General features: G+C 34.9%; 12 protein-coding genes. 11 read left to right on the top strand and 1 reads right to left on the bottom strand.

The window, feature by feature from the left end; translation table 11 throughout:
• Positions 1-35: 35 nt before the first annotated feature.
• A complete protein-coding gene (locus tag JE46_RS13110; protein ID WP_031455747.1) occupies positions 36-1958 on the bottom strand; it encodes an SPFH domain-containing protein in 1923 nt (640 codons plus the stop codon).
• Between the two features lie 418 nt (positions 1959-2376).
• On the opposite strand from JE46_RS13110, the gene truA reads away from it, so the two are divergent.
• The 11 genes from truA (at position 2377) to JE46_RS13055 (ending at position 19934) form a co-directional block, all read left to right on the top strand.
• Positions 2377-3111: a tRNA pseudouridine(38-40) synthase TruA gene (truA, locus tag JE46_RS13105; RefSeq protein ID WP_031455746.1), complete on the top strand. Its 735-nt coding sequence runs from the start codon at positions 2377-2379 to the stop codon at positions 3109-3111.
• Between the two features lie 83 nt (positions 3112-3194).
• Positions 3195-4949, top strand: coding sequence for an ABC transporter ATP-binding protein (locus JE46_RS13100; protein ID WP_031455745.1), 1755 nt, complete (start codon positions 3195-3197; stop codon positions 4947-4949).
• A gap of 24 nt (positions 4950-4973) precedes the next feature.
• Positions 4974-6560 (top strand): histidine kinase, encoded by a 1587-nt coding sequence (locus JE46_RS13095; RefSeq protein ID WP_031455744.1) that lies wholly within the window; start codon positions 4974-4976, stop codon positions 6558-6560.
• Between the two features lie 79 nt (positions 6561-6639).
• The gene (locus tag JE46_RS13090; RefSeq protein WP_031455743.1) at positions 6640-9234 is read left to right on the top strand and encodes a zinc-dependent metalloprotease; all 2595 of its coding nucleotides are present in this window, start codon (positions 6640-6642) and stop codon (positions 9232-9234) included.
• 22 nt (positions 9235-9256) lie between these two features.
• On the top strand, positions 9257-12595 hold the full coding sequence (locus tag JE46_RS13085; RefSeq protein ID WP_031455742.1) for a SusC/RagA family TonB-linked outer membrane protein: 3339 nt from the start codon (positions 9257-9259) through the stop codon (positions 12593-12595).
• Positions 12596-12606: 11 nt separating this feature from the next.
• Positions 12607-13926 (top strand): RagB/SusD family nutrient uptake outer membrane protein, encoded by a 1320-nt coding sequence (locus tag JE46_RS13080; RefSeq protein WP_031455741.1) that lies wholly within the window; start codon positions 12607-12609, stop codon positions 13924-13926.
• 142 nt (positions 13927-14068) lie between these two features.
• Positions 14069-14833: a LytR/AlgR family response regulator transcription factor gene (locus tag JE46_RS13075; protein ID WP_031455740.1), complete on the top strand. Its 765-nt coding sequence runs from the start codon at positions 14069-14071 to the stop codon at positions 14831-14833.
• A gap of 224 nt (positions 14834-15057) precedes the next feature.
• Positions 15058-15642, top strand: a complete 585-nt coding sequence (locus JE46_RS13070; RefSeq protein WP_031455739.1) for an NUMOD4 domain-containing protein — start codon at positions 15058-15060, stop codon at positions 15640-15642.
• A gap of 384 nt (positions 15643-16026) precedes the next feature.
• The gene (gene lpdA, locus JE46_RS13065; RefSeq protein ID WP_031455738.1) at positions 16027-17415 is read left to right on the top strand and encodes a dihydrolipoyl dehydrogenase; all 1389 of its coding nucleotides are present in this window, start codon (positions 16027-16029) and stop codon (positions 17413-17415) included.
• A gap of 402 nt (positions 17416-17817) precedes the next feature.
• Positions 17818-18222 (top strand): hypothetical protein, encoded by a 405-nt coding sequence (locus JE46_RS13060; RefSeq protein ID WP_031455737.1) that lies wholly within the window; start codon positions 17818-17820, stop codon positions 18220-18222.
• 500 nt (positions 18223-18722) lie between these two features.
• Positions 18723-19934: an FAD-dependent oxidoreductase gene (locus JE46_RS13055; protein ID WP_031455736.1), complete on the top strand. Its 1212-nt coding sequence runs from the start codon at positions 18723-18725 to the stop codon at positions 19932-19934.
• The last annotated feature ends 169 nt before the right edge of the window (positions 19935-20103 follow it).

Raw genomic sequence — 20103 nt, 5'->3', positions numbered from 1 at the left:
TCTCTACATTATATCCTAAAATAAATTATTGCTTTTTAGGACTTTGGCTTTTTAACGTCTTTCAGATCTTTCGTGTCTTTAGTATCCATCATTTCCATTAGTTTCAAACCCAATAAACCGCTGATAGAACCATCAGATCCTCCGCTTCCGGAAATTAATACGTCCGGAATAACTTTGATATTTCCTTTACCAATTTCTTCGGTCACTTTATAACGGGTAAAGTTATCTCCACCCATTGCACTCACCTGAAGCTGATACGCTTCAGCTGTTGATTTACCAATTGCCATAATCTTTTCGGCTTCAGCTAAACCTGTTTTTGAGATTCTTTCGGCTTCTGCACTGGCATTTAGTTTAGTTGCTTCGGCCTGTGCTCCTGCTCTGGCTTTTGTAGCCTCGGCTTCAGCATTTGCACGCATTTTTGTAGCTTCAGCTTCAGCGTTTACATTCAGTTTCAAACTGGTTGCATCCCCTTCTGCTTTTTTCACGGTTGCATCGGCAGTTCTTTGTGCGATTTCAACACTCTGAGAAGCACGAACAATCTCTTTCTGCATATCTGCAATGGCAGTTTCTTTTTCCATACCCTGGCGCTGTTCCTGTGCCATTTTTTGGGTTTGATACGTCTTTTGTTCTTCTTCGGCTAATTTTCTATCCGTCAAAGTTTTCATCAACGAATCTGGCGGAACTATGTCACCAATTAAGGTATCAACTGCATTTACGTTATATTCGTCAAGAACTAATTTTATATGATTTTTAGCAGATTCCTGACGCTCTTTTCTGGTTGTCAGGAAGGAAATTACATCGCTGTCCTGAGCCGAGTTTCTAAAATAGTTACCAATAGTAGGCTCTAAAACCTGAGAAACCAGATTATTCATGCTTCCAAAACGCGCAATTACTTTTGGTGCTTCAGCTGCAGGAACGTGGATAATCTGTGCTACATCCAGATTAAAAGGAAAACCATCTTTTGAACGAACTGTAATTGTAGAAAGATTCTTGTCTAAATCATGCGATTCGCTTCGTGCGTTTGCCCAGTTTAAAACTAAGTTTGTAGTAGGAACCGGCTCCAGTTTTGTGGTATATTTATTCAAGGCATATTTTCCCGGTCCAAAAGGTTCCATCCAGACACCTCGCTGTCCTTTTGAAACTATATTTCCGTGTTTAAAAGTGTCCCCGGTAACATCCTGACCATCTTCACCAATATACGAAATTACTACACCAACATACCCAATCGGCACATCAGTCATTGGGTTTTGTTCAATTAAAATTCCCCATGTATTGATGTAATAAGAACCTGCCAGCATAACCTGAGGCTGTAAACCACGATTTCCGCCATGTTCAAGAAACTTATCAAAATCCTGAAAGTTATTATGTCCTTCGACAAATTTACCTGCAATCTGCCCTTGCGGGATCGGCTCTCCATCAAGTGCCGTTACGATACCAATCATGTTTTCGTAAATCTTGATTTGATCTGCAATTACAATTTCGAACAGGAAAGTATTAATACGATACGACCCTGTAGTAATAAAAGCCGTCTGACGCCCTTTTTGACCTCCATTGTTCAGGAAAGCTGTAGCATCCTGAAAATTGTCACTTTCTACTTTTCTGGCAAGGATTCGTCCGGTTGGAATTTCCTTTCCGTCTTTACTTAAAACCAATCCGATTTTACCTTCCGGAATAAGTGTAAATCCGGTCATATCGATTGAATATTGCCAGATCCACATTCCCCAGTACAAACCCGGAGCCAATGTTTGTGCCTGATAACCCGCTTCGCCTTTTGTGGCAATTATACGCCCATCCGGCAATGATTTGTCTGTACCAAACAGAACGAATTTTTTGGTCACTAAACCAATTCTGTCTTCTGGAACGATAACCATTCCGAAGAAAACACGCAAAATAAATTTGTAAAAAACAATGGCAAATAAAATTAAAATTATCCACCAGTAAGAAGTAATTTCATTCATGATTATTAGTTATTTAGACTACAAACATAACAGAAATATTTCCTGTTAAAATTAAAAATTTTTAAAATTAACTTTTTACAGGTTTTACTACTAAATGTTAAAAAAACACTCTTTTTAAAACGTTGGAATTTCAATTTTCTGACACTTTTTTTTGCTGTGTCAACTGTGGTTTGCATTTTGGGTTTTAACAGTTTTTAGACATGGCTCAAAGCGACGGAGAAGCAAAGGGATAAAGGTTTTGTTTTTCAGATTTTTTATTTCATTACTATTTTTCATCAATCACGTTAGACGGACTGCAGTGCGTCTCTACAGAATAAGCATAACGGAAAACCTTTGCTCCTCTGAACCTTTTCATCTTTGTTCCATAAAAAGAAAAAAACCTTTGTACCTTTGCACCTCAGAACATCTGCACCTTAAAATGAGATATTTTATTCAATTTGCTTATAACGGAACCCATTATCACGGATGGCAGTTTCAGCCCAATGCCCCTTCAGTACAGGAAACTTTAAACAAAGCACTTTCTGTTTTACTGAATTCTACAATAAATGTGATGGGCGCCGGAAGAACTGATACGGGAGTTCATGCTTCTGAAATGTACGGACATTTTGATTTTGAAAATCCTATTGAAGTTCCTCTTTTGGTGCACAAACTCAATTCGTATTTACCGAAGGATATTGCAATTTTTGATATTATATTGCTGCATGATGATGCGCATTGCCGATTTGATGCCACTAAAAGAACCTACGAATATCATATCAATACGCTTAAAAATCCATTTTTAGAGGGATTAAGCTGGTATGTAAATCAGAAACTGGATGTGGATTTAATGAATGAGGCTGCACAGATTTTACTGAAACATACCGATTTTCAGTGTTTTTCGAAAGTAAATACCGATGTTAACACATTTGACTGCACGGTTTTTGAGGCGTACTGGAAACAGGAAAAAAGCAAACTGATTTTTACCATTTCGGCAAATCGGTTTTTACGAAATATGGTTCGGGCGATTGTCGGAACTTTAATTAATATAGGTTTACATAAAATTACACTGGCAGATTTTGAAAATATCATTGCCAGCAAAAGCAGAGAAAAAGCCGGTTTTTCGGTTCCGGCACATGGACTATATTTAACCGATATTTATTACGATTATTTATAGCTATAGGCTACAGGCTATAGGCATTAAGCTATAAACTTTGTGCATAAAGCCTAAAGCTCATAGCTTAAAGCTTAAAAAAATAAATGAAAGCAAAAGCATTTGATACCGGATTATTCAAACGGATTTTAAAATATACAAAACCTTATAAATGGCGCTATTACGGCGTTATTCTTTTTGCAGTATCCTTATCGGTTTTTGCTGCACTTCGCCCCTATTTATTGAAACAAACCGTTGATGGTTATATCAAGACACATGACATACATGGTTTGATGATGTATATTATTTTGATGGGCGTTGTTCTTCTAATGGAAGTTTTCTCTCAGTTCTATTTTGTCTATTGGGCCAACTGGCTTGGACAGGATATTGTAAAAGATATTCGGAACAAACTTTTCAAGCATATCTTAAGCTTCAGGATGAAGTATTTTGATTTGGTTCCGGTTGGACAATTGGTTACCAGATCTGTTTCGGATATTGAATCTATTGCCCGTATTTTCAGTCAGGGATTGTTTATGATTATCAGTGATTTGATGAAGATGCTTGTTGTACTGATTTTTATGTTTTACATGAACTGGAAACTCACCTGGATTGTGGTTGTTGCCATGCCAATTCTGGTGTATATTACCCGAATTTTTCAGCGTAAAATGCAGGTTGCTTTTGAAGAAGTACGTACACAGATTGCCAATATGAATTCATTCGTTCAGGAACGTGTGACGGGAATGAAAATCGTTCAGCTTTTTAACCGTGAAAAAATCGAGGCTGAAAACTTTAGGGAGATAAACGATAAACATCGAGTTGCCTGGATAAAAACGATTTTATACAACTCTATCTTCTTCCCGATTGCCGATATTATTTCGTCCATCACTTTAGGATTGGTTGTGGTTTTTGGTGGATTTAAAATTTTGAATGGAGATAACTTTACGACTTTTGGAGATTTATTTTCGTACACTATGTTCATCGGAATGTTGTTTAATCCGCTGCGTCAGATTGCGGATAAATTTAATGAGATGCAATTAGGAATGATTGCTGCCAATCGTGTTTTTGATATTATCGACACTCAGGACCATATTCAGGATACCGGAACACTGGAGGCACCCGTTTTTCATGGAAGCATAGAATTTAAAGAAGTTCGTTTTAGCTATATTCCCGAAGAAGAAGTTATAAAAGGTATTAGTCTGTCTGTCGCTTCAGGTCAGACAATCGCTATTGTGGGTTCAACGGGAGCCGGAAAATCGACCATTATAAACTTACTGAATCGCTTTTACGAAATTAATAGCGGAACGATTTTTATCGATGGGGAAAATATTGAAAATTATACCCTGGCATCATTACGTAAACAAATTGCTGTAGTTTTGCAGGATGTATTTTTGTTTGCCGATACTATTTATAATAATATTACTTTGCATAATCCGGAAATTACGCGTGAGCAGGTTATAGATGCTGCTAAAAAAATTGGCGTACACGATTTTATCATGAGCCTGCCGGATAATTATGATTTTGATGTAAAAGAGCGCGGTGTCATGCTTTCATCCGGTCAGCGACAATTGATTGCTTTTTTACGTTCGTATGTGAGTAATCCGAGTATTTTGATTCTGGATGAAGCTACCTCATCGATTGACACCTATTCTGAAGAATTAATCCAGCGTGCTACCGAAACTATTACCAAAGGCAGAACTTCAATTGTTATTGCCCATCGATTGGCAACTATTGTTAATGCGGATAAAATTGTAGTGATGGACAAAGGCCTGATAGTTGAACAGGGAACACATCAGGAGTTGTTAACTAAAGCCAATGGTTATTATAAAAACCTGTACGACTCGCAATTTTCTGTTGCTAATTAAAACTCCTATTTATATATACTTCTTTTGAAATTTAGATTAAAAAAAATAACATCCAGACGAGCATTTTTTATATACGTTGCATTCACAATTTTAGTTACGGTTTCTTCTGTTTACATTTTAAGTAAATTAATTACTGATCTTACTGAAGAAGCAAATGAGGTACTAGCTCAACGCAACTTTATTAAGAAACAGGAATTCATGTCGCAGGAGTTTTCAAAACTGTTGGAGCAGGAAACCCCAATAAAGCATGTTTTAAAAATTAGTAATCCCGAGAATTTATCTTTTAACTTAAAGGTTTTATCATCGATACAGACGACCAATTCTTTCATCGTAAATAACTGGTTTCAGATTAACGATGAAAAAATTCAGTTTGGAACTGATTCTACTGCTACTCAGACAGAAATTAATGATACTGAAAATTTTGTTCTTCAACATAAAAATGCAAACTATATAAGTACAATTGTTCCTTTTGGAAAGGAATGGATCTGGCGGATTTACTTTAAACTAATTTCTAAAAATCATACAACTGTCCGTTTTGGTTACGACATCAGCCTAAAAAAACTTCACGATTATTTTTCTAAAATAGACAAGTCCAGGTCGGCTACAAATTATGCTTTCATTTTTGATAAATCAGGAAGATGTATTTATCACCCGGAATCTGATTTTATAGGAAAAAATATTTATGAGATTTCTTCTACCAGATCAATTGACACCATTTTTACTAAAAAGCAGGATTTTGTAAAAAGAGTTACGTTGTCTGAATATTTAGGACTGGATGTTATCCGATTTACAAAAAAATTAGACCTTAAAAATTCACATTGGTTTATATGTGTTAATTTTCCAAAAAATGTTGTTGACGAAAATGTGACATCGATAAAAAAATATTCGACCTGGATTTATTCGATTACAACTGTAATGTTATTGCTGATTTTCTATTTGTTCTCGTATGCAAACAGACGTGCCTACAAAGAAAAAGGAATTGCGATTAAAGAAAAGAACAGACTGCTTGTTGAAAATGAAAAAATTGTAAAAGAAAAAGCGCTGATTCAGTTGCAGCAATTAAAAGAGCAAATAAACCCGCATTTTTTGTTTAATTCGCTCAATTCATTATATATGCTAATGGTAATCGATGTTAAAACTGCGCAGAAATTCACTCTGAATTTATCCCGCATTTACCGCTACTTAATTGACCCGCCTGCCAAAAACATAGTAAGGTTAAAAGATGAATTATTATTTATCGAAAAATATATCTTTTTACAACAAACCCGTTTTAAAGAAGAATTGTTTTTTTCTATAAAAATTGAAGACGAAACAGCTTTGGGAAAATTTATACCGTATCTGGCTTTTCAGGTAGTTGTCGAAAATGCTATTAAGCATAACATGGCAACACAGGAAAATCCTTTGACTACACATATTTTAATTCAGAAAGATCAGGTTATTATTAGTAACAATCTTCAAAAAAAGGTTCACAGAGAACCCAGCGCTAATTTTGGCTTAAAATACCTGTCAAGTGTCTATACATTTTATTCCAGAACCAATTTTGAAACCTCAGAAAAAGAGGGCAATTTCGTATGTATTCTGCCATTAATATCCATTCACTCCGAAAAATAAGCCATTCACTCCCTTTCCTTTTTTATTTGAGTACGAAAGAAATATTTTCGCGCTAAAATTAACCTAAAATTAACAACAAATGAGGGAAAAGGCATTCCTGCATCATGTAAAATTATTCTGTTTATTAATTTTATTATTATTCATTCCTGTGACTGTTCTTTCACAAAAGAAAAAGAAAAAAGACACAGAGACTGAACTCATAAAAAAAGATTCTACTGACTCCAAAAAAGGAAAAAAATACAGTGACCTTATAAAAAAGGGTACAATTAAAAAAGGACTATTCAATATCATTCAGGTTAAAACCGATGTGTATTTTGAAATTCAGGATAGTTTGTTTAAAAGAGAATTTCTGGTTGTAAACAAATTATCACAGGTCCCTTTTCAAATCAACGAATCCGGATTAAACAAAGGAATGAATTACGAAAACAAAGTAATTTCCTTTTATAAAGATACTATTGCAAAGAAAGTTTGGGTTAAATCGTATGTTCCTAAAGTTTCTTCTCCTAAAGAAGATGCCATTACAGCATCTGTAATTGATAATTTCTCTGAATCTATAATCGAAGTTTTTGACATTGAAACCAAAAACAACGATTCGAGTGCAGTGGTTATTAAAGTAAACAAGATTTTCGACGGAAAACAAAAAAGTTTCAACGATGTTTTGAACAACATTGGTCTTAGCAGTTCTGTTAAATCTGAACTTTCCTATATCGAAGCATTAAAATCTTTTCCTAAAAACATTGTTGTAAAATCGCAGCTTACAACTTCAATCAGTGAGGGTGGACCGGCGTTACCGATTACGCTTGGTGTGACAAGTAATATTATTTTATTGGATAAAACTCCAATGAAACCACGTTTTTCTGACAACAGAATTGGTTATTTTACTGAAAAGCATTGGTACTTTGCCGATGCACAGCAGGCAATGCTTGAAAAAGAATTGATTACCCGCTGGCGTTTAGAACCAAAGAAAGAAGATGAAGAACGTTATTTGAAAGGTGAATTAGTAGCCCCTAAAAAGCCAATCGTGTATTATATTGATCCATCGACCCCAAAGCAATGGAGAAAATATATCATTGACGGTGTTCACGATTGGCAAGTGGCCTTTGAAAAAGCAGGATTTAAAAATGCTATTATAGCAAAAGAACCTACTGAACAAGATTTAGATTTTGACGTTGATGATGTACGTTATTCGGTTATTACGTATGCTGCATCTCCAAAAGCGAATGCTATGGGACCATCTGTGGTTGATCCAAGAAGCGGTGAAATTATCGAGGCCGATATTATCTGGTGGCACAATGTCATGACTTCGCTTCACAGCTGGATGCGTATTCAGACAGGGGCAATCGACCCAAAAGCAAGAGGAAACAAGTTTAGTGATGAACACATGGGCGAAGCGATTCGTTTTGTATCGTCTCACGAAGTAGGACACACATTTGGTTTAAAACACAACATGGGTGCTTCTTTTGCTTATGATGTTGAATCTTTACGTTCTAAAGAATTCACGGCAAAAATGGGCGGCACTGCTCCTTCTATTATGGATTATGCCCGATATAATTATGTAGCACAGCCTGAAGATAACGTAACTGTAATTACTCCAAAAATTGGTGAGTACGACAAATACGCAATCGAATGGGGTTATAGATGGTACGGTCCAAACGAAAATGAAACGGCAAGACTAAACGAAGCTATTACAAAACATCAAAACGACCCGATTTATTTTTATGGTGAGCAACAAGGCGCTACAATTGACCCTCGTTCACAGTCTGAAGATTTAGGAAACGATGCTGTAAAAGCAAGCGAATACGGTTTGAAAAACTTAAAACGTGTTGTAGATAATATCTTAAACTGGACGTTCGATAAAGATCAGTCTTACTACGAAACCGGTAAACTATATATTGAAGCTATCGGACAATGGCAAACGTACAATGGTCATGTATTGACCAATATTGGCGGTATTTACTTAAACACAACGGTTCACGGCGATAACAAACAAAGTTATGTTCCGGTTCCTGCAGCAATACAAAAAAGAGCTGCCGATTATTTAGCTAAAAATGTACTTACGATTCCGCAGTGGTTGTTTTTCAATGACATTACAGACAAAACAAATCCGCTGAAAGATTCTCCTCTTGGGCCTTATGAGTACACGCCATACACACTGTCAAGAGGATTACAATATGATGTTATCTATAGTTTATTCAGTGATGATCGTTTGCTTCGAATGACAGAAAATGAGTTATACCAGCGAAATAAAACCAATGAGAAAGTTTTTACCGTAAATGAGTTGTTTAAAAAAATGCATCAGAATGTATTTTTAGGAACTATCCAAAACAAATCACTTACTATTCTGGAGCGTATGACACAAAAGAATTATGTAGATGTTTTAATTGTTTCGACAAATAAATTATTTGAAAAAACGGATGCTAAAAAATCAATCCAAATACAGGAAACATTACAAATGCCTCATTTATGTTCTTTAGACGATGCACATATGGCGAGAAACATTAATAATTCTTTCTTAAAAAGAGTTACAGAAGTAACTTCAGATAAAAAAGGAGAATTGAGTAAAGTACTTCAGTTATTAAGAATTAAAAAAAGTACCGGAGATCAATCGACCCAAAATCATTACCGCGATTTAATACAACGAATCGACAAAGCTTTGAATACCACAACCTTTTAATACATAACACAATTTCAAAAACATGAAAAAAATTTTACATGCCTTACTGCTGTTCCTGGCCATTGCAGGATACTCGCAGGAAACCCGAACCATTACGGGAATAATACTTGACGAGAGTGATAAGTCCCCTATTCCGGGAGCTTCTATTTTTGTCGAAAACAATTCGATTTCCAACAAAACTTCAATGGCTGGAATTATCGAGAGTTCAACTATTGGAACTACTACTGATTTTGACGGTAAATTTCAATTAAGAATAGCAAAAAATGTAACTTCCCTGAGAGTAACTTTTATGGGATATGTTTCTTACACTTTAGATCTTTCTGCCCAAAAAGATTATACGATCAATTTAAAATCTGAAACAGCAAAACTTCAGGAGGTTGTAGTAACCGGTTATCAAAAAATCGAGAAAAGAAAACTTACTGCTGCCGTTACCAAAATTGATATGGCCGCGATTCAGCAAACAGGGGTTTCGAGTATTGACCAGTTATTGGTGGGACAAATTGCCGGTGTTGCTGTAAGTACACCATCCGGAGCGCCTGGAGCGCCTGCCAGAATCAGAATCAGGGGTACAGCTTCTCTTAGCGGTACACAAGATCCGTTATGGGTACTTGACGGATTGCCATTAGAAGGAAATGAAGTTCCTAAGAACTTTGACAAAGATAACATCGATGTATTAAGCAACTACTCTATTTCTGGTTTAAACCCTGATGACATTAAAGATATTACCATTTTAAAAGATGCCGCTGCAACAGCTATTTATGGTGCACGTGCTGCAAATGGGGTAATTGTTGTTACTACTAAAAAAGGTAGAGCGGGTAAAATGGTTGTTAATTTTAACACCAACGTATTTATTACACAAAGACCTGACTTTGCTAAATTAAACTTAATGAACGCAAGTGAAAAAGTTGATTTAGAACTTAACATGGCAAGTCGTTCTGATTTGACTTACAGAGACTCAGGCGGAGAAATTGCCCGTATCTTAAACGGATCAAATGAATTAGCAGCTTTCAGATCAGGCGGATTCTCTTCTTTGAGTCCTGCGACACAACAATCTATCAATGATTTAAGAAATAACAATACAAACTGGGGTAACTTATTATACCAAAATGCAGTGAATACACAGCACGGTTTGAGCTTATCAGGCGGTGGAGAAAAATCGGATTACTATTTCTCTTTAGGATACTACGATGAAAAAGGAACAACGGTTGGAACTGGTTTCAAACGTTACAACTTAACCTTAAAAAATAACTTTGAAATAACGGACAAATTCAAAGTTGGTGTTGGTATTTTTGGTTCTGAAAGCAAAAATATTTCTTACTTAACAGATTCTTATGCATTTACAAGCCCTTCAACTTATTCCAGAAATGTAAATCCATATTTAACTCCATATAATGCTGACGGAAGTTATAAATACGATGATGATATTGTAGGTTATTCAGAGCGTAAAGTACCTTTTAACTTTTTAGAAGAAAGAGAAAATACTTCTCACGAATTAAAGACAAGAGCTGTAAAAGCTTTATTAGATGCTGAATACAAAATTACTCCGGATTTAAAATTAACTTCTCAGTTAGGTTTACAATTAGATAATTCAGCCAGCGAAAAATTTGCTGGTAAAGACACTTATTATACCCGAAACCTAAGAGAAAAATCCAGTTATTTTAGCGGAGGAAATCAGCAATATTTCCTTCCGGTTGGTGGTGTTATTCAAAATTCAAATACAGATTTTTTTCAATACAACCTGAAAACAATGGCGAATTTCTCTAAAAAAATAGGAGAAAAACACGAAATTGAAGCCATGGTTGGTAATGAGTTGAGAAGAAATTACGCTACAACTGTTTCAACTAAAGGATTTGGTTTTGATGAGAATAATTTAACTACACAGCAAATTGTTTTCCCAAATTCAGGTTTTGCAAAAGAATCAGATTGGATAGCATACGCCAAAGCTAAAAATGAAAATGCATTTGCTTCTTTCTTCGCAACTGCTTCGTATACCTACAACAGAAAATATAGTGTATTTGGAAGTGTCAGATATGATGGTTCTGACTTATTTGGTGTAGATCCTAAATATAAATATTTGCCCCTTTGGTCAACATCTGCTTCATGGGCAGTTTCTGAAGAAGATTTCTTAAAAGACAACTTAACATTATCTAACTTAAGACTTCGTGCTTCTTACGGTTTACAAGGAAATATTGACAAAGGCACTTCGCCTTTTGTAGTAGGTAAAAACAGTACAACGATTATCCTTCCTGGTCAGACAGAACCAACAATTGTTGTTGAAAGTCCTCCAAACGATAAATTACGTTGGGAAAAAACTACCAATACCAACATTGGAGCCGATATTGGGTTATTTAACAATCGTATCAGCATTGTGACTGATTTGTACGGAAGAAAAAGTAAAGACTTAATTGGTTTAAGATCTCTTCCTTTAGAAAACGGTTTTGAATTCACCAACATGAACTGGGCACAAGTAAGTAATAAAGGTTATGAAATCACTTTATCTACAAAAAATATTGATCTTCCAAATTTTAAGTGGAATACTAGTATTAACTTTTCTCACAACAAAAGTAATATTGATCGTATAGAGGTTCGTGATACAGATTATTTACCAAACAGAGAAGGTCGCCCTGTAAATGCTGTTTTTGGATTTAAAACGAAAGGAATTGACGAAAACGGATATCCTTTATTTGTAAATAAAAAAGGAGAAACAGTAAATTCTCAAACATTCTTTGGCTTATATGATCCTTTTGCTGACTTTTTCCCAGGAGAACTTACACAATCAAATCTAACAGCAAGTGAGTTCAGAGATTTGTTTACTTACTTAGGTGATAGAGATCCTAAATTTACAGGAGGTCTTACAAATACTTTCAAAGTTCATAATTTTGATTTAACAATTGCGGCTTCATTTAATATCAAACAAACTGTAACAAGAACTCCTCCTTATAACGGAACATTAGTAGACAGAGGACAAAATTACAGTAGAGATATTTTAAATGCATGGTCTTCAACTAATACATCTTCTAACTTACCAGCAATTAATGGTAAAGATTCAGGAACAGGAGACTCTTACATGCCATATTTATGGTATTCTGGCGGAAATCAAATGCCTACCTTAAATTATTTAGATACATGGGCTAGTGAAATGAGTTATATGAGATTAAGCAGTATGCGTTTAGGTTATACATTCCCTAAAGCATTTACAGATCAAATCAATATTGCGAGCATCAGATTCAATGTTGAGGCAAGAAACTTATTCGTAATTAGTTCTGATTACAAAGGTTACTTTGACCCGGAAACTTTCGGAAACATTTATGCACAACCAGTTCCTAAGTCATTTACTTTAGGATGTAATGTAACTTTCTAATACAATTAAAGATGAAAAAATTCTCAAAATATATAGTACTTTTCGTTGCAGCCATTGCAGTAAGCAGCTGTGATGATTATCTGGACATTACTCCGGTTGGGCGAGTTATTCCGGAAACATTAGATCAATTTCGTGCAGTTTTAACACAAGGATATACTGTTTATCCAGAGCATAAATCATTGACAGCAGTTCGTACAGACGAATTAACAATGAATGAGTTTAGTGATGAAATCAACGTTTATAAAGATATTTATACCTGGAAAGATACTAATCCGGATCGTATAACAATTACGTTCCCATATCAGGATTTGTATACTGTGATTTTTTACACAAACGTTATCATTAACGAAGCGTCTAAAAAATTAGCTGAATCTCCAGAAAAAAATCAATTAGTTGGAGAAGCTTACGCTTTAAGAGCTATGGCTTATTTTGATTTGGTTAACCTTTTCGGGAAACCTTATAATGCTGCAACAGCTGGTTCAGATAAAGGAATTCCATTGGCTTTAGAAATAGATTTAGAGCAAGCCTACGTTCCTCAAAGTGTTGAAGTAATTTACAACCAAATTATTTCTGATACTGAAAAAGCTAAAGATTTTATTAACGTAGATTCTCAGGTAACAGGTAAAAATTACCGTTTCTCTAAAGTGGCATTATACAGTTTAGAAAGCCGTATTTACTTATACCAGCAAAAATGGCAAAAATCATTAGATGCTGCAAACAATGCTTTAGCGATCAAAAGCAATTTAGTTGATTTAAAAAAAACTCCTGTTTTTGCAACTAAATATGATTCCAAAGAATCTATTTTAGCTCTTGAACTTACGTATATAAATGGACTAAAAGGAGCTTCATATGCTTCGCCAGAATTAATTGCAGCTTACAACAAAACAACTGATTTACGTTTTCCTCTTTACTTTTTAGCAAGCGGAAGCCGTTACAGAATCCTAAAAGCAGGAAATGATGAACAAAAATGTTCATTCAGAACTTCTGAATTATATCTGACAAAAGCTGAAACTTCATTAAAACTGAATAATATTTCTGATGCTAAGACAACAGTTTTAAGTTTTATCAAAAACAGATATACTGCTGCTGCTTACACACAGCTTGAAAGTGATGTTAATGCTATGAATGCTGCTGATTTAACAAACTTCATCTATGCTGAAAGACAGCGTGAATTTGCAGTTGAAGGACAGCGCTGGTTTGATTTGAGAAGAACATCTCAAAAACAAATCGTTCACACATTTGACGGTGACACTTACACATTAATCCAAAACGATCCGCGATATACCATTGTTTACCCTGCAAACGCGAGATTAAACAATCCCAATCTATAATACCTATTAAATCCCAAAAAAAGGTCCAGTTTTGCACTGGGCCTTTTTTATTTTTAAAAATGTTGCAAAAAAAGCAGAGTCAACTATATTTGCAAAATATTTTAAGGCTTAAGATGAGCTTTAAATTTATCTCAAAAATAAGATGAAAATTGCAATCGTTGAAGATGAATATCTTGCTTCCAGTTATTTACAATCCATTTTAGAGCATCAGGATATTTTACAAATAGCTCAGACTACCGTTTTAAAATCTGTAAAAGAAGCTGTGGCATTTTTTAACGAAAATAATGTCGATTTAGCTTTTATGGACATTCATCTCGGTGACGGAAAAAGTCTTGAAATTTTTGAGAAAGCCAGAGTTTCCTGCCCGGTTATTTTTATCACCGCATACGATTCTTATGCCATTTCAGTTTTTAAGCATTTTACCATTGATTATCTTTTAAAACCTTTTGAAGAGCAGGAACTTTTAGAAGCCTTAATCAAGTTCCAAAAAATCAAAGACAGTTTTAATACCGATGCAACCCTGCAGTCGCTTGTTGCAATAGAAAGCCCTGAAACATCTAAGATACAACGTCATTTTTTAGTCAATTATGGCTATAAACTAATATCAGTAAACGAAGCCGAGATCACTTATTTTGCTGCATCCGGAAAACATTTATTCATCTATCTCAAATCAGGAAGCAGCTATTTGTACAATAATACACTAACCGATATTATAAATAATCTGGATCCGTTTATTTTTTTCAAGATTAATCGAAAATACATTGTAAACCGAAATAGTATAAAAGAGGTCGTAAAACACTCCACTCAAAAAATCGAATTGATTCTTACTGTTCCGGCAGTCGAAAATGATCCCATCATACTTAGCAAAAAAGAAATAAATAATTTTAAAAACTGGCTCGATCAATAGCTTGAGAAACTTTTTAACCTAAAAAATACCTAAGTAAAAAATTTTAAAGAGGTGAATTAATGTTAATTTGAGGTTTTCAACGTGTCTAAAGTGCTGAAAAATGTTTCAAAAGTTAAAAAAGCGTTATAAGAATCATAAAATTCACACTTCATAATCAAGCAGATAGCTTTTTTTTCTTTGAAATTGTATCTTTGAGATAACTAGAATTTCAAATGCAAAAGAACATGCCACAGATTAGATTTTATCCAAATGAAGAATTCAAAGAAATAGAAATTAATGAGTCCTTACAATTTAGATATGCCATTTCAAACAAAGGAAGACTGATTAGCTTTACAGACGATATACAAAACGGACGCCTTTTAAAAGGAGGTTTGAGTGACGGATATCCCACCTTTAGGTTTAAAGTCAGACAAGATGATAAAATTGTCAACAAATACCTTTTTCTTTACAAATTAGTTGCCCAGTATTTTATTCCGAAACAATCAGAAGAACAGACTTACGTACTTCATTTAGATTACATTCGAAATAATGATGATGTGAACAACCTTCGCTGGGCTACCAGAGAAGAAATGATTGCACACAGCCGTAAAAGCCCGCATGTTATTCAGGCAAAAAAGAACCTCATTGAACATAATATAAAATCAGACGGCAGAAAGTTAACCACTACAAAAGTAATGCTTATCAAAAAAATACTAGCCCGCCCTGAGCAAAAAACACGACTTAAGATGATTGCCAAACAATTTGGCGTAAGCGAAATGCAGATCAGACGCATTGCCAGCGGTGAAAACTGGGGACATGTAAAAATTTAATGGTGAATTGTTAATAGTATTATTAATGATATCACGCTGAGCAAAGTCTAAGAGCTGTAAAAGTTCCTGGACTTTGTTTTTTCTATACACTTCATTTTTCAGATTTATCTTCAAAATTTCCACTTACAGTTCATAATTCACAATTTGCAATTAACAATTCATTAGATTTCTGTGAAAAAGCCAAAGCACTAAGCGGTAAAAATAAATTTTTGAACTGTTTTTTAAAATAAATCCTTAAATTCGCAAGCACAAAATAATCGTGAATATTTGGAAATGAAGTTTCGGAAAATAAGCCTCAATTTCAATAGTAAAACTAAATAACCAAAAAAATGACACGAGCGTTAGCGACTGCATTTTTACAAATAACAAATAAACAAGCAAAAAATGAAATACGACGTTATTGTTTTAGGAAGTGGTCCCGGCGGATATGTAACAGCCATCAGAGCATCACAATTAGGCTTTAAAGTAGCTGTAGTTGAAAAAGAAAACTTAGGTGGTGTATGTTTAAACTGGGGATGTATCCCAACAAAAGCATTACTAAAATCGGCTCAGGTTTTTGATTATCTAAAACATGCTTCAGATTACGGTTTGACAGTTTCTGAGTTTGATAAAGATTTCTCTGCAGTAGTACAACGCAGCCGTGGAGTTGCTGAAGGAATGAGCAAAGGAGTTACTTTCCTGATGAAAAAAAACAAAATCGACGTTATTGAAGGTTTCGGAAAACTAAAACCGGGAAAAAAACTTGACGTTACAGACAAAGACAATAAAGTTACAGAATATAGTGCAGACCATATCATCATCGCTACAGGAGCTCGCTCTCGTGAGTTACCAAACTTACCTCAGGATGGTGTAAAAGTAATTGGTTACCGTCAGGCAATGACGTTGCCAACACAGCCAAAATCTATGATTATTGTAGGTTCAGGAGCTATCGGAGTTGAGTTCGCTCATTTCTACAACTCAATGGGAACTGATGTTACAATTGTAGAATTTATGCCAAACGTAGTACCGGTGGAAGACGAAGATATTTCAAAACAATTTGAAAAATCGTTGAAAAAAGCAGGTATCAAAGTAATGACCAATTCATCTGTTGAGAAATTAGATACTTCAGGAGCTGGTGTAAAAGCAACTGTAAAAACAGCCAAAGGAGAAGAAATCCTTGAAGCTGATATCGTACTTTCTGCGGTTGGAATCAAAACAAACATCGAAAATATCGGTTTAGAAGAAGTGGGTATTGCTGTAGACCGTGATAAAATCTTAGTGAACGCTTTCAATGCAACCAACATTCCTGGTTACTATGCCATTGGAGACGTTACACCGGGGCAGGCTTTGGCTCACGTAGCTTCTGCTGAAGGAATCAACTGTGTGGAGAAAATCAAAGGTTTACACGTAGATCCAATTGATTACGGAAATGTTCCGGGTTGTACGTATGCAACTCCTGAAATTGCTTCTGTTGGTTTGACTGAAAAGCAAGCTAAAGAAAAAGGATACGAATTAAAAATTGGTAAATTCCCGTTCTCAGCTTCAGGAAAAGCAAAAGCTGCCGGAAATGCTGACGGATTCGTAAAAGTAATCTTTGATGCTAAATACGGAGAATGGTTAGGATGCCACATGATTGGTGCAGGAGTTACAGACATGATTGCTGAAGCTGTTGTAGCCCGTAAACTGGAAACTACAGGTCATGAAATCCTTAAATCTATCCACCCTCACCCAACTATGAGCGAGGCAGTTATGGAAGCTGTTGCAGATGCTTATGGCGAAGTAATTCACTTGTAATACATACTTAAACTATATATAATTTTCAATTTCAAATCCGATTTGTGCAAACAGATCGGATTTTTTTATGGCATGCCCCGCAAAAAAAGCGGGTCGGGCTATTCGCTAAATCTTTTGTTCCGTTTCTCTTCACAAAAAATACCGCTGCTATCCCTCATGCGGCATCGGGTTTCATAATTTATTTACTCTTTTAAGTACTAAAAATGGCTACCAAATCAAGAATCCTTTTAATGATTTATAAGAAATTACCATATATTTGATAACAATAAAATCTGATGTTTTTCAGACATAGCACCCCAATTTGATGGATAAGTCTGATGTTGTCAGACATATATACGAGTTACCTGCTAGTTAAGACGAACTAGATGATAAAAATTTAATTAGATTTAAAGGAAATAAAAGTTGAAAAAAATAAAAATTATTTTGGCTGTTTTTATAGCCGTGTATTCTTATAATCATTTTTTTACTAATGGTATGCTAATAGGTAAATATGTCAATCGGAATTATGGAGATGATTTCATTGGCAATATTCCTCATATTGCCGACACTTTACTTTTAAAAGAAAACAATCAATTCGAAAGTCCATATTATGGAAAAGGAACTTACAAATTAAGTTATGGTTTTGGCGGAACAAGAATTGAACTACATTATGGCGATGACTATTCTTCTACAAATATAAAGGGAGAAAAAGTTAGTGTGCCAAATAAAGAAAGCTTCGAAACATCTATAAATAGAATTTGGTTTATAGGAAATCCTCAAATTTCATTATTTGAAGATTTAAACCAATATTATGAAAAAATAGAATAACCAGCAGGTAACAGCTACAACGGATTTGGGTAATTGGCTTAATTGAAAGATGGTTTTGTATTTGGATGATTTGTCAAATCCAATAATTGCTACATTAACCAGACTAATTGGGTTGTTTTCCACATTTCGTTTACAAAATTTAGATATTGTAGCCTATATACTTTTCTTATTCGTAAACCAACTAATGTATTGACAAATTAATTGTAGCGCCCCAACACCAAAAAAAGTTAGTTTTAGACATTTTGATTTCAAGTAAAGAAAACTTACATTTGCCCATATTGAGTTACTCTAACTCTACGTCTTCCGTGACGATGTTTTAGCAAATCTTTTTGCAGGCAAAAACGGCATCATAATCTTAAAAAAGATAATGCAATGCTAATTTATGCCTTTAGATTTTTAAAACAGAAAATTCCCCCGTAATTCTGTTTTCACACAATAATAATCTCATATTGAGATTAGACTTCAATTATTTTTCAAAAAAATTAAATTTCTAAATAAAAATGACAGTAATAATTATTGGTGCTGGTATTGGGGGACTTTGTCTTGCACAAAATTTAAAAAAAAATGGTATAAATGTTCAGGTATTTGAACGAGATGCAAGTGCAAATCAAAGACTACAAGGCTATCGCCTTCACCTTGACGCTGATGGAATTTTGGCTATTAAAGAATCTTTGCCTGAAAAGCTATTTCAATTATTTGAACTTACTTCTACAAACCCACTTCCATACACAACCATTTTAGACACAGAGTTAAAATTGAGCAAGCGATTTCCTATTGACAGTTACAGCAAAACTGAGCATCACGTTGAAACAGGCATTGCAAAACATCTAAATGTAAATAGAGCCACATTAAGGGAAATACTATTAATGGGATTGGAAGATATTTGCCATTTTGGAGCAAAATTTGACCATTATAAAACAGATGAAAGTGGAGTAACTGCATTTTTTGAAGATGGAAGAACCGTAAAAGGCGATATGCTAGTTGGTGCAGATGGAGCAGGTTCAGTAGTACGTAAACAACGAGCACCTGAAGCAACATTTATGGACTCTGGCGCAAGAGCAATTTATGGACGAATTAAAATTGACGAAGCGCAAAAGGTTTTGCCAAGTTTGTGTATCGCAGATGTTTTTACTGCGGTATCAGATGTTCGCAAATTAATTTTAGGTGTTGGACCAATTATTTTTCCTGTTCGTCCGGAACTTGCATCTCAAAGCATAGGAATAGACAAAACATTAAATCCACAACATGATTATGTGGGCTGTATAGTTTCAGGACGGAAAGATTTTTTTGGTTCCAACGATGCAGAAATTAGAAAGAAAACAAGTGATGAATTACAACAGTTGGCTATTGATTTACTAAGTTCCTGGCCAAGCGAAGCGTCTTCTGTTCCAGCAGTTGGCGAAAAGGGTTCTTTCTTCTACATCGAAATGACTTCCAGTATTCCTTTCAATTTACAACCACACCCAAATGTTACACTTTTGGGGGATGCCATACATACTATGACACCAAGTTTGGGCAGAGGTGCTAATGTTGCTCTGAGAGATTCAACTATACTTTCTAAAGCTTTGATGAAAGTAGTCAATGGAGAGAAAGAGTTAGCCACTTCTTTAAAAGAGTATGAAACAGAAATGACAGAATATGGATTTAATGTTGTTAGACATTCTGCTGAAATGGGTACAAAACTATTAGGACAAGACCCACTTCCAAACTAAAATTAAGATAAAAATTTCTATGGTCGTACGGCTTTGTCATACGACCATAATTTAACCAAAAAATATTCAACGGGAAAACAACGAACCACTAACAGCTACAACAGATTTGAGCAATTGACTTAATAGGAAGTTGGTTTTATATTTGGAATGATTTGGCAAATCCGAAGAA

Source organism: Flavobacterium chungangense LMG 26729 (assembly GCF_000735715.2).
GTDB classification, from domain to species: domain Bacteria; phylum Bacteroidota; class Bacteroidia; order Flavobacteriales; family Flavobacteriaceae; genus Flavobacterium; species Flavobacterium chungangense.
This window is presented reverse-complemented; position numbering and strand designations above follow the sequence as displayed.

Coding starts and splice junctions, on each gene's coding strand:
- JE46_RS13110 (WP_031455747.1), bottom strand. CDS start 1,958: ATGAATGAAATTACTTCTTACTGGTGGATAATTTTAATTTTATTTGCC.
- truA (WP_031455746.1), top strand. CDS start 2,377: ATGAGATATTTTATTCAATTTGCTTATAACGGAACCCATTATCACGGA.
- JE46_RS13100 (WP_031455745.1), top strand. CDS start 3,195: ATGAAAGCAAAAGCATTTGATACCGGATTATTCAAACGGATTTTAAAA.
- JE46_RS13090 (WP_031455743.1), top strand. CDS start 6,640: ATGAGGGAAAAGGCATTCCTGCATCATGTAAAATTATTCTGTTTATTA.
- JE46_RS13085 (WP_031455742.1), top strand. CDS start 9,257: ATGAAAAAAATTTTACATGCCTTACTGCTGTTCCTGGCCATTGCAGGA.
- JE46_RS13080 (WP_031455741.1), top strand. CDS start 12,607: ATGAAAAAATTCTCAAAATATATAGTACTTTTCGTTGCAGCCATTGCA.
- JE46_RS13075 (WP_031455740.1), top strand. CDS start 14,069: ATGAAAATTGCAATCGTTGAAGATGAATATCTTGCTTCCAGTTATTTA.
- JE46_RS13070 (WP_031455739.1), top strand. CDS start 15,058: ATGCCACAGATTAGATTTTATCCAAATGAAGAATTCAAAGAAATAGAA.
- lpdA (WP_031455738.1), top strand. CDS start 16,027: ATGAAATACGACGTTATTGTTTTAGGAAGTGGTCCCGGCGGATATGTA.
- JE46_RS13055 (WP_031455736.1), top strand. CDS start 18,723: ATGACAGTAATAATTATTGGTGCTGGTATTGGGGGACTTTGTCTTGCA.